The organism is Enterococcus sp. AZ101 (assembly GCF_050499005.1).
Taxonomy (GTDB): domain Bacteria; phylum Bacillota; class Bacilli; order Lactobacillales; family Enterococcaceae; genus Enterococcus_L; species Enterococcus_L ureilyticus.
Genome location: NZ_JBMHEZ010000001.1, coordinates 58,169 through 70,964 on the forward strand (window position 1 = coordinate 58,169; position 12,796 = coordinate 70,964).

Genomic DNA, 12,796 nt, shown 5'->3' on the forward strand with positions numbered 1-12,796 from the left:
TAAAACAAAAAATCCATTCAGACAATATGCCTAAATGGATTGATAAAAGTCGTAGGTTAAACACTTCTTCTTTCGCCACTTAGGATTGTCTACGTGGCTGTTTGTTCAGTACAAAGCGCTCTAGCCATCATAGATACAAAAACAGGTTTTTGCTGTTTGTACCCACGATTGCATGAATACAAAACTATCTAAAGTAGCTAAAGTAAGCTTTATTCAGTTGTGGTTTGATTGAGTGTATCATAAAAAATCCCTCCGCAAATTGAATTGTGTTTAGTATAAATGAAAATAGAGTAGGATGTCAACAGATTATTTTAAATTTTCTGATAATTGATAGAATAGCTGTATGTAAAACGATAGATTGAGCCGAGAAAAAAGAATTTTTATAATTATGAAGGTATATACTTAGGAATTTCAGCGCTTTCATGCTACTATTTAGGTGGAAAAATAATGAAGTGATAAGGAGAATAAAAATGATTTCAAAAAAATTAATTACATTAGGAACATTGGCAGCAACAGTATTAGTATTAGGTGCGTGTAACGGTGACAAGAAAGATTCTAAAGATAGTTCGTCTGATAGCAAAACAGAAACATCAATGAGTTCAAGTGTTGATACGGTAAGTGGTGCTTCAATCAGTGATAAACCAGAAGTCATCGAGAAAGCTTTAGGCAAAGACGGAAATTGGATCATTGCAGCAACAGCAGATATTACATTTGATAAAGATGTAACAGTTGCTGGTGAATTCCACGATAAGGGAGAAACTTCAGGCGATATCTATAGAAAATTAGCTTTGTATGCGCAAGATGGAGATAAAAAAATAACAGATGAATATACATTGACTGTTCCTCAATTAGTTGTAGAAACAGAGAACTTCAACATCGTGAATGGAACGGTTAAAGGCGATATCTTAGTTAAAGCGAACGGTTTTGTTTTAAACGGTACAAAAGTTGAAGGGAATGTAACGTTTGAAAAAGAAGAATACAAAACTTCAGCAACATTAGATGAAGAAGATGCCGAAGTAACTGGAGAGATCACTGTTCAATAAGACAGACTCTCTAGGTCAATAAAAAAGAGGCTCAACAATGAACCGACCCCAAAAAGTTAGACCAAAATCTAATTTTTTGGAGGTCGGTATTTTTATGTATCAACAAAGTTCGATGCAAAAAATGGAGAGACAGGTAGATGAAAATGTTGAAAAAAGTTCAAGTGTTTCTAATTTTTAAGAGTGTTTTTGGAAGAATGATAAAAGCTTAAGAAATCCTTGACTTTTACTATAGAAGGAAGTACAATGTATAGATGCAAAAACTATCTGAAAAATGACAAAGCAGGAACGAAATATTGTCCGTTCCGGTTTTTAATAGGGAAACAAAAGTAGAAACGCACGAGAAATTTTCAAGAGCACATTCTATTTTTGGTTTTTTTTTGCCTAAAAACTGCAAAAAATGCTCAATATTACAGATATTTAATATTTGTAATATTAAAGAAATATTTTCGGTTAGTGTTTTGATAGACTTTTAATTAGAGGAGTGAAGAGCTTGGCTGGACACGTAGTAAAATACGGAAAACACCGCGAACGTAGAAGTTTCGCCCGGATCAGTGAAGTGTTGGAATTACCCAACTTGATCGAGATTCAAACAGACTCTTACCAATGGTTTTTAGATGAAGGACTAAGAGAAATGTTTGAGGACATTTTACCGATTGATGATTTTCAAGGGAATTTATCTTTGGAATTTGTGGATTATGAATTAAAAGAACCTAAGTATACGGTGGAAGAAGCGCGCGCGCATGACGCAAACTACTCTGCACCACTACATGTTACACTACGATTGACAAACCGTGAATCTGGAGAAATCAAATCACAAGAGGTATTCTTCGGTGATTTCCCTCTAATGACTGAAATGGGAACATTTATCATCAATGGTGCAGAACGTGTTATCGTTTCTCAATTAGTTCGTTCACCAGGTGTTTATTTCCATGGAAAAGTAGATAAAAATGGTAAAGAAGGCTTTGGCTCAACAGTGATCCCTAACCGTGGCGCATGGTTGGAAATGGAAACTGACGCAAAAGACATTTCTTACGTACGTATCGACCGTACACGTAAAATTCCTTTGACTGTATTAGTTCGTGCTTTAGGTTTTGGCTCTGATGATACAATTTTTGAAATTTTTGGTGAAACACTAAGCTTACGCAATACAATCGAAAAAGATTTACACAAAAATGCAAGCGATTCTCGTACTGAAGAAGGGTTAAAAGACATCTATGAGCGTCTTCGACCTGGCGAGCCGAAAACGGCTGACAGTTCTCGTAACTTACTGAACGCTCGTTTCTTCGATCCAAAACGTTATGACTTAGCGAACGTTGGTCGTTACAAAGTCAACAAAAAATTAGATTTGAAAACTCGTCTATTGAACCTAACTTTAGGAGAAACATTGATCGATGCTGAAACTGGCGAAATCATTGTTGAAAAAGGCACTGTAATGACGCACCAAGTAATGGAAACATTAGGTGAGCATATCGATAACGGCTTAAATAGCGTGACTTATTATCCAAGTGAAGATGGTGTCGTTACTGAACCAATGACGGTTCAAGTAATCAAAGTTCTTTCTCCAAAAGATCCTGAACGCATCGTTAATGTCATCGGTAATGGCTATCCTGATACAAGTGTGAAGACTGTTCGTCCAGCAGATATCGTAGCTTCAATGAGTTATTTCTTTAACTTACAAGAAGACATCGGTAATGTAGATGATATCGATCACTTAGGTAATCGTCGTATTCGTTCAGTTGGTGAATTACTACAAAACCAATTCCGTATTGGTTTAGCGCGTATGGAGCGTGTGGTTCGTGAAAGAATGTCTATCCAAGACACTGAAACATTGACACCACAACAATTGATCAATATTCGTCCAGTTGTTGCAAGTATCAAAGAATTCTTTGGTTCTTCTCAGCTCTCACAATTCATGGATCAAACAAATCCTCTAGGTGAGTTGACGCACAAACGTCGTCTATCTGCCTTAGGACCTGGTGGTTTGACTCGTGACCGTGCCGGCTATGAAGTTCGAGACGTTCACTATTCCCATTATGGCCGTATGTGTCCGATCGAAACGCCTGAGGGACCAAATATCGGGTTGATCAATAGCTTGTCAAGTTATGCCAAAGTCAATAAATTTGGTTTTATCGAAACGCCTTACCGTCGTGTTGATCGTGCCACAGGAAAAGTAACCGATCAAGTTGATTACTTAACTGCTGACACAGAGGATCACTATATCGTAGCGCAAGCAAACTCACGCTTAAATGAAGATGGTTCTTTTGCTGAAGAATTAGTAATGGCTCGCTTGCAAAGTGAAAACCTTGAAGTAACCATCGATAGAGTCGATTATATGGATGTTTCACCTAAACAGGTAGTTGCTGTTGCGACTGCATGTATTCCTTTCTTGGAAAACGATGACTCCAACCGTGCCTTGATGGGTGCCAACATGCAACGTCAAGCCGTACCGTTGATTCAACCGCGTTCTCCACTTGTAGGAACTGGTATGGAATACAAATCAGCCCATGACTCGGGTGCCGCTTTACTATGTAAACATGATGGTGTCGTTGAATATGTGGATGCATCTGAAGTACGTGTTCGCCGTGACAATGGCGCATTAGATAAATATATGGTCACAAAATTCCGTCGTTCAAATTCAGGAACAAGTTACAACCAACGTCCAATCGTTCTTTTAGGCGAGAAAGTTGAAAAAGGCGATACATTAGCTGATGGACCTTCTATGGAAGAAGGCGAAATGGCTTTAGGACAAAACGTACTTGTTGGATTCATGACTTGGGAAGGATATAACTACGAGGATGCGATCATCATGAGCCGTCGTTTGGTGAAAGATGATGTCTACACTTCTATCCATATTGAAGAATATGAATCAGAAGCTCGCGATACAAAATTAGGCCCTGAAGAAATCACACGTGAAATTCCAAACGTCGGGGAAGATGCTTTGAAAGATCTTGATGAAATGGGCATTATCCGTATTGGTGCTGAAGTCAAAGATGGCGACTTATTAGTAGGGAAAGTAACGCCTAAAGGGGTAACAGAGTTATCTGCTGAAGAACGTTTACTACATGCAATCTTTGGTGAAAAAGCGCGTGAAGTTCGTGATACATCTCTACGTGTGCCTCACGGTGGCGGCGGGATCGTTCATGATGTGAAGATCTTTACTCGTGAAGCAGGAGACGAATTATCTCCAGGCGTAAACATGTTAGTTCGTGTATATATCGTTCAAAAACGTAAAATCAACGAAGGGGATAAAATGGCCGGTCGTCACGGTAATAAAGGGGTTGTATCCCGCATTATGCCGGAAGAAGATATGCCATTCTTACCAGACGGAACACCAATCGATGTCATGTTGAATCCATTAGGGGTACCATCACGTATGAATATCGGACAAGTACTAGAATTGCACTTGGGTATGGCTGCTCGTCAGTTAGGTATCCACATTGCAACACCAGTATTCGATGGCGCCAATGATGATGACGTTTGGGAAACAGTTCGTGAAGCGGGTATGGCTCGTGATGCGAAAACTGTTCTTTATGACGGACGTACGGGTGAACCATTTGATAACCGTATCTCTGTTGGTGTGATGTACATGATCAAATTGGCCCACATGGTCGATGATAAATTACATGCTCGTTCTATTGGACCATACTCACTTGTTACCCAACAACCACTTGGAGGTAAAGCTCAATTTGGTGGACAACGTTTTGGGGAAATGGAAGTATGGGCACTGGAAGCATACGGTGCAGCTTACACATTACAAGAAATCTTAACATACAAATCTGATGACGTAGTTGGTCGTGTGAAAACATACGAAGCGATCGTTAAGGGTGAACCAATTCCAAAACCAGGCGTACCAGAATCATTCCGCGTATTGGTGAAAGAATTACAATCACTTGGATTAGATATGCGCGTATTGGACATTGAAGAACAAGAAATCGAATTGCGTGATATGGACGATGATGATGATGACTTGATCACCGTTGATGCCCTAACAAAATTCGCAGAACAACAATCAGCGAAACAATTAGAAAAAGAAGCAGCGGAAGCAAAAGAAGCAGCTGATGCAGTGCTTGAACAAGAAATAGAAACTGCTGAAGATACAAAAGACTAATTGTTTTACATTTTGTATAAAGTGCCAATAAAATCCGTTAGTTATGGGCTAGAAAGATCAACATGATTGTTTCTAGTTCCAAACTACGGTGAATAGCTCATTCAGCTTTTCTAACTAATTGAATGGAGGGAATCCCTTTTGATCGATGTAAATAAATTCGAAAGTATGCAAATAGGTTTAGCTTCTCCAGAAAAGATCAGAAGCTGGTCTTACGGTGAAGTAAAGAAACCCGAAACGATTAACTACCGTACGTTAAAACCTGAACGTGAAGGTTTGTTCTGTGAACGCATTTTCGGTCCAACTAAAGATTGGGAATGTGCGTGTGGAAAATATAAACGTATTCGTTATAAAGGTATCGTTTGTGACCGTTGTGGTGTAGAAGTAACTCGTTCTAAAGTTCGTCGTGAACGTATGGGACATATCGAGTTAGCAGCACCTGTTTCACATATCTGGTATTTCAAAGGTATTCCATCTCGTATGGGGCTTGTTTTAGACATGAGTCCTCGTGCCTTAGAAGAAATCATTTACTTTGCATCTTATGTGGTAATTGATGCTGGAGATACTTCTTTAGAGAAAAAACAATTATTAACAGAACGTGAATATCGCGATAAACGTGATCAGTATGGTCAAGGTTTTTCAGCGGCAATGGGTGCGGAAGCTGTTAAGCAATTGCTGGATAATGTTGATTTAGATGGCGAAGTTGCTGGCTTAAAAGAAGACTTGAAAACAGCATCAGGCCAAAAAAGAACTCGTGCGATTCGTCGTTTGGACATTTTAGAAGCGTTCCGAGCTTCTGGAAACTTGCCAAGCTGGATGGTTATGGATGTTATTCCTGTAATTCCACCAGATTTGCGTCCGATGGTTCAATTAGAAGGGGGTCGTTTTGCAACTTCTGATTTGAACGACTTATACCGTCGTGTAATCAACCGTAACAATCGTTTGAAACGTTTATTAGATTTAAACGCACCAAACATCATTGTTCAAAATGAAAAACGTATGCTACAAGAAGCAGTTGATGCATTGATTGATAATGGTCGTCGTGGTCGTCCTGTTACAGGACCAGGTAACCGTCCATTGAAATCTCTTTCTCATATGTTAAAAGGGAAACAAGGTCGTTTCCGTCAAAACTTACTAGGTAAACGTGTGGATTACTCTGGCCGTTCAGTTATCGTCGTAGGACCTAACTTGAAAATGTACCAATGTGGTTTACCAAAAGAAATGGCGATTGAATTATTCAAACCATTTGTGATGCGTGAACTAGTGCAACGTGAAATTGCAACAAACATCAAAAACGCAAAACGTAAAATCGAACGCGGAGAAGATGAAGTTTGGGATATCTTGGAAGAAGTTATTCAAGAGCATCCAGTATTGCTTAACCGAGCACCTACACTCCACAGACTTGGTATCCAAGCCTTTGAACCTGTGTTAGTTGAAGGTCGTGCAATCCGTCTTCACCCATTAGTTTGTGAAGCCTACAATGCCGATTTCGATGGAGACCAAATGGCTGTTCACGTTCCATTGAACGAAGAAGCACAAGCAGAAGCACGTATGCTAATGCTAGCTGCTCAAAACATTTTGAATCCAAAAGATGGTAAACCAGTTGTAACACCTTCTCAAGATATGGTCTTAGGGAACTATTACCTAACAATGGAAGAAGAAGGACGTGAAGGGGAAGGCATGATCTTCCGCGACATGAATGAAGCTGTTTTAGCATGGCGTAATGGATACGTGCATTTACACTCACGTATCGGTGTTCAAACAACGCTACTTGGCGACAAACCGTTTACGGATTGGCAAAAAGAACGTATTTTGATCACAACAGTAGGTAAGATTATCTTTAATGAAATTATGCCTGTAGAGTTTCCTTACTTGAATGAACCAACAGATTACAACTTAACGGTACAAACGCCTGATAAATATTTTGTAGAAGCTGGTACAGACATTCCTGCTCACATTAAAGAGCAAGAATTAGTTTTACCATTCAAGAAGAAAAACTTAGGGAATATCATCGCTGAAGTGTTCAAGAGATTCCATATCACTGAAACTTCTAAGATGCTTGATAGAATGAAAGACTTAGGCTATAAACATTCGACTCATGCTGGGATGACCGTTGGTATCGCTGATATCATGGTATTGCATGAGAAACAAGAAATCATTGATGATGCTCACAAACAAGTAGAAAATATCACGAAACAATTCCGTCGTGGTCTGATTACAGATGACGAACGTTATGAACGTGTTATTGCTGTTTGGAACAAAGCTAAAGATGAAATTCAACAAAAACTGATCGAAAGTATGGACGCTAAAAATCCGATCTTCATGATGTCAGATTCAGGAGCCCGTGGTAACATCTCCAACTTTACTCAGCTTGCTGGTATGCGTGGACTGATGGCCGCTCCAAACGGACGTATCATGGAACTACCAATCATCTCAAACTTCCGAGAAGGACTTTCTGTCTTAGAAATGTTTATCTCTACCCATGGTGCTCGTAAAGGGATGACCGATACAGCCTTGAAGACTGCCGATTCAGGTTACTTGACTCGTCGTTTAGTTGACGTTGCCCAAGATGTTATTATCCGTGAAGACGATTGTGGAACTGACCGTGGTCTAGTGATTCAATCAATTCGTGAAGGCAATGAAATCATTGAGCCTTTAGAAGAACGTTTACTTGGACGTTACACTCGCAAATCAGTAATGCATCCTGAAACTGGGAAAGTAATTATTGGGGAAGATCAACTGATTTCAGAAGATCTTGCTAGAGAAATCGTGGATGCTGGTGTTGAAACTGTAACGATCCGTTCTGTATTTACATGTAACACCAAACATGGTGTATGTAAACACTGTTACGGCCGTAACTTAGCAACTGGTTCTGGTGTTGAAGTTGGGGAAGCAGTTGGTACAATTGCCGCTCAATCAATCGGGGAACCTGGTACTCAATTAACAATGCGTACGTTCCATACAGGTGGGGTTGCCGGAGACGATATTACTCAAGGTCTACCTCGTGTCCAAGAAATCTTTGAAGCACGTAATCCGAAAGGACAAGCAGTTATCACAGAAGTTACCGGTGAAGTGATCGATATCTCTGAAGATCCTGCAACACGTCAAAAAGAAGTAACAATTAAAGGGAAAACAGATACTCGTACGTATACAGTTCCTTATACAGCTCGTATGAAAGTGGCTGAAGGCGATACGATCCATCGTGGTGAAGCATTGACAGAAGGATCAATCGATCCTAAGCAATTATTACAAGTTCGCGATGTTTTATCAGTTGAAAACTACCTATTGCGTGAAGTACAACGCGTTTACCGTATGCAAGGGGTGGAAATTGGTGATAAACATATCGAGGTAATGGTTCGTCAAATGCTGCGTAAAGTTCGTGTCATGGATCCAGGTGACACTGAAATCTTACCAGGTACATTACTTGATATCGCTGAATTTAAAGATCGTAACTACGACACATTAGTAGCTGGTGGCGTTCCTGCAACAAGCCGTCCAGTCTTACTAGGAATCACAAAAGCATCATTAGAAACAAACAGTTTCTTATCTGCTGCGTCATTCCAAGAAACAACTCGTGTGTTAACCGATGCTGCAATTCGCGGTAAAAAAGACCCATTACTTGGTTTGAAAGAAAATGTTATCATTGGTAAGATCATTCCAGCTGGTACTGGTATGGCTCGTTACCGTAACATGGAGCCAAAAGAAGTTGGCGTAGCAAGCGAAAATGTCTACAGTATCTCTGATATTGAAGCACAAATGGCTGCTGAAGATGCTTTGAATGAGTTGAATAAATAATAAGAAAAAATGCTTGGAATCGATAGTCGATTCCAAGCATTTTTTTGCTTTGTTGATTAAAGGATCTCAGAAGCTGCTTCTTTGTCCAAGATAATTGTTAAATTGGGATGAACTTGCAGTAAAGAAGCAGGGACATTGTTTGTCACTGGTCCAAAAAAGGCTTGCTTAATAATCTTAGCCTTTTTCTTGCCAGTAGCAAACAAGACAATCTCTTTTGCTTGCATTACGCTTTTTGGCCCCATCGTGACATAAAAATTAGGACGTTCATTCTCATCTCCACCGACTTCGCTAAGTAAAATTTCCTGCATATCTTCTGTAGCATCTTCACCAACATAAGACGTCAAATCTTCAAAGGTTGTTGTTCCTGGAAGATTACCGCAATAGTGACCATCCGCCCCAATACCTAATAAAATTAAATCTAATCCCCCATCTTGCTCAATTCTAAGATCTTGTGTTTTATAGTTTGTCTCATCAAGCGGATGAATTTGATCGGGATTGATAGCAGCAGGTTCAAAGAAGAGCTTGTTAAGATTATTCATCGTAACGCCGTAGCCTGATTTCTTTTTATAGGGAATCTCATCAAAGTTATAGTAATGAACATTATCAAGATAGGTTTTGTTTTTTACATCTTCAACCAGATATTCATACATTTTTACGGGTGTAGACCCTGCGGTAATAGCTAGATTCACACGTTTGTTTTGATACATTTTACCAAGTAAGAGATTAGCAGCTACTCGACTCATTTGTGCATAATTTTCTTCAACAATGATTTTCATTTGATTCACTCCATTTCCAATAATATAATTCACTTTAACATATGGGAAGCATCCCAGGTCAAGTTAGTTTATAAGAAAGTAAAACAAAAAAGTACCATTATTGTTTCATCAGGTTTATGATAGAGAAAAAGACGAGGTGAAATAACGATGGAAAATCAATATGAAAAAGCAATCTTCGCTGGTGGCTGTTTTTGGTGCATGGTCAAACCATTCGATAGCCAACCTGGGATTATTTCGGTTGTAGCAGGATATACAGGTGGACATGTTGAAAATCCAACCTATGAACAAGTTACAACAGGAACAACTGGACACACGGAAGCAGTTGAGATAACGTTTGATCCTAAAATCATACCATATGAAAAATTGGTGGAAACTTATTGGCAACAAACAGACCCAACAGATTCTTTAGGTCAATTTGCTGATCGTGGGGATTCTTATCGTCCAGTTATTTTTTATTCAAATGAAAGACAAAAAGAGAGTGCTGAAAAATCGAAAGCAGCATTGCAGGCCAGTGGCCGTTTTACCCAACCGATCGTCACAAAAATTGAGCCAGCACAACCCTTTTATCCGGCTGAGGATTACCATCAAGAGTATTATAAAAAACATAGTATTCACTACAACTTATATAAAGAGGGTTCTGGACGTGCTGGTTTTATCCGCAAGAATTGGCAAGACAAATAATGAAGGAAATCGAGACAGAAGCTGTTTTTGCTTTTGTCTCGTTATTTAGTTACATAAAAATATAAAAAGTAGCCCTAAGCTTAAAAAAGGTACAAAAGGAAGAGAGTCTAGCTCTTTTTTTAAGTGGAATTTGTAGAATAATAGAAAGAATAATCCACTACTACTAGCGATAAACAACAATAAAATAAGCGCTTCACCTCCTATAAGAGCTCCCCAGACTGTAAGTAGAATAATATCACCACCACCAACAGAATCAGGAAAGAAATAATTTAAACTGTGTAATCCCCAAAAAATACCACAGCTTACTAAAGGATAAAAAGGCAATGCTAAATAGAAATGCCAAAGACATAATATGAGTGACAATGGATAAAAAATTTTAGGTTCTACGACCAAATAAAAGATATCTGTTAAGGATAAGATGATGGCCATCAATAAAAATAAAATAACGTAAAAAGAATGTGGGAATAGAAGTATTATTAGCCCGCAGAGCAACTCACTAAGAAAATAGACGACAGATAGTTTATGCTTGCAATAACGACAACGAAAACGTAAAAATACTATTGAGATAAGTGGAATCAATTCTAAAGGCTTCAATCTAGTTTGACAATAAGAACAATGAGAAGCTGGCGCTAAAATGGATTTTCCGACGGGGACACGAGCGGCTGTCAAACAAAGAAATGATCCAAGGACACAGCCGAAGATAAAATGCATAATCAACATAAAAAAGCTCCTTTCATAATGAAATACGCAAAAAAATATTTTTTTAACTAGACAAATATTTTTTTATTAGGAATAATGAAAGTGAGAAATGAGGCGAAAAGATGGAAAAAATAGCAATTGGTGTGGATATTGGGACAACTCAAACGAAGGCAGTCGCTTTTAGTAAGGATGGAACGGTTCAAGCATCAAGTTATATACGATATCCACTTATTCAAGAAACAGAAGGTATGGCAGAGCAAGATGTAGAACAAATTTTTCAGGCTGTGGTCACATGTATCAACCAAGTCGTACGCAAAGTACAGCCGCTTGAAATTTCTGTCCTATCATTTTCTACGGCGATGCACGGCTTGATTGTAATGGATCAACATAATCAACCGTTGACGCGTGTTATCACGTGGGCGGATAATCGAGCTGAAAAGTATGCGGAAGAGTTAAAGGATACAGCGTTGGGACAAACGATTTATCAAAACACAGGCTTGCCGATGCACCCGATGACACCTTTTCACAAAATTAGATGGTTAAAAGAAGAACAGCCAGAAATTTATGCGCAAGCAGCGAAATTTATTGGAATGAAAGAGTATGTATTTTATCGCTTATTTGATCGATACCTGACTGATATTAGTACAGCTTCTGGAACAGGTTTCTTAAATATTTATGATCTTACGTGGGATCAACAGGCTTTAGCTGAGATGGAGATCAAAGTGGAACAGTTACCGATTTTAGTGAACCCAACGCATCAATTAGCAGATTTAAAAGAGGAATGGTTGGAGCGGCTAGGGCTAACAGAGCAAACGATTTTTGTGTTAGGTGGAGCAGATGGTCCGCTGTCCAATCTAGGATTGGGTGCTATGGCAAAAGGAACTGCCACTTTGACAGTCGGGACGAGTGGTGCCCTACGTTATATTGTTGAACAGCCCCAGACGCATCCTCATGCAGAGACTTTTTGTTGTGTATTAGATGAACAACATTGGGTGATTGGAGGAGCGACAAGTAACGGCGCTGATATTTTTGACTGGGCTTGTGAAAACTTATTGAAAGAAACTCAAAATGAAGCGCAAATGTTAGGAAAGAATCCCTATGATGCCGTGATGGAGCTAGTGAAGGAAACACCAGTAGGAGCTAAAGGATTGCTGTTTTATCCTTATTTATTAGGAGAACGTGCACCGCTATGGAATGCCGAAGCGACAGGCAGCTTTGTTGGCTTAAAAAGAAACCACGATGACAAATTGATGATGCGTGCTGTTATTGAAGGAATCTGTTTGAACTTAAAACATATTTTGACAGAATTAGAAGAACTTGGCGGACCAGTGAAGGAAATTCGGGCAACTGGTGGCTTTGCTGATTCGGCAATGTTCAAAAGTATCATGGCGGATGTTTTTGGTTCCAAGCTCTCATTAGCTGCAAGTGTGGAAGCGTCAGCCTTGGGCGCTGTCTTATTAGGATGGAAAAGTTTAGGAGAAATTTTAGACTTGGAAACGGCTTGTGAGCAAGTGGACATCTACGAAATCGTGCAACCTAATGGAGAAAATCACCAAGTATATCAACAAATTTATCCATTATTCAGAACAACCCAGCAGCAACTATCCGCAAGTTACCATCAATTAGCAAAACTAAGAGCAGATTTAGAATAAATTTTTTTGACAAATAGAGCTGGACTTGTTTTACTAGTAATAAGA

General features: G+C 39.1%; 8 protein-coding genes. 6 read left to right on the plus strand and 2 right to left on the minus strand.

The genetic code is table 11. The annotated features are described in order from the left end of the window. The first annotated feature begins 470 nt into the window (after positions 1 to 470). The 4 genes from IGJ50_RS00280 (at position 471) to rpoC (ending at position 8,943) form a co-directional block, all read left to right on the plus strand. Complete coding sequence (locus IGJ50_RS00280; protein ID WP_069640430.1) at positions 471 to 1,043, plus strand: hypothetical protein; 573 nt, start codon at positions 471 to 473, stop codon at positions 1,041 to 1,043. A gap of 37 nt (positions 1,044 to 1,080) precedes the next feature. Next, positions 1,081 to 1,221, plus strand: a complete 141-nt coding sequence (locus IGJ50_RS00285) for a hypothetical protein (RefSeq protein WP_429948272.1) — start codon at positions 1,081 to 1,083, stop codon at positions 1,219 to 1,221. 312 nt (positions 1,222 to 1,533) lie between these two features. After that, positions 1,534 to 5,151: a DNA-directed RNA polymerase subunit beta gene (gene rpoB / locus IGJ50_RS00290; protein WP_069640429.1), complete on the plus strand. Its 3,618-nt coding sequence runs from the start codon at positions 1,534 to 1,536 to the stop codon at positions 5,149 to 5,151. Positions 5,152 to 5,289: 138 nt separating this feature from the next. Continuing rightward, a complete protein-coding gene (rpoC, locus tag IGJ50_RS00295; protein ID WP_069640428.1) occupies positions 5,290 to 8,943 on the plus strand; it encodes a DNA-directed RNA polymerase subunit beta' in 3,654 nt (1,217 codons plus the stop codon). A gap of 56 nt (positions 8,944 to 8,999) precedes the next feature. Here rpoC and IGJ50_RS00300 read toward each other — a convergent pair whose 3' ends face one another. Further along, positions 9,000 to 9,719 (minus strand): glucosamine-6-phosphate deaminase, encoded by a 720-nt coding sequence (locus IGJ50_RS00300; protein ID WP_207120482.1) that lies wholly within the window; start codon positions 9,717 to 9,719, stop codon positions 9,000 to 9,002. A gap of 147 nt (positions 9,720 to 9,866) precedes the next feature. Between IGJ50_RS00300 and msrA the strand changes: the two genes are divergently transcribed. Then, positions 9,867 to 10,400 (plus strand): peptide-methionine (S)-S-oxide reductase MsrA, encoded by a 534-nt coding sequence (gene msrA, locus IGJ50_RS00305; RefSeq protein WP_069640426.1) that lies wholly within the window; start codon positions 9,867 to 9,869, stop codon positions 10,398 to 10,400. 45 nt (positions 10,401 to 10,445) lie between these two features. Here msrA and IGJ50_RS00310 read toward each other — a convergent pair whose 3' ends face one another. Continuing rightward, entirely contained in the window at positions 10,446 to 11,120 is a 675-nt protein-coding gene (locus IGJ50_RS00310; RefSeq protein ID WP_429948275.1) for a prepilin peptidase, read from the minus strand. 101 nt (positions 11,121 to 11,221) lie between these two features. On the opposite strand from IGJ50_RS00310, the gene IGJ50_RS00315 reads away from it, so the two are divergent. Further along, on the plus strand, positions 11,222 to 12,751 hold the full coding sequence (locus IGJ50_RS00315; protein WP_429948277.1) for a gluconokinase: 1,530 nt from the start codon (positions 11,222 to 11,224) through the stop codon (positions 12,749 to 12,751). Positions 12,752 to 12,796 lie beyond the last annotated feature (45 nt).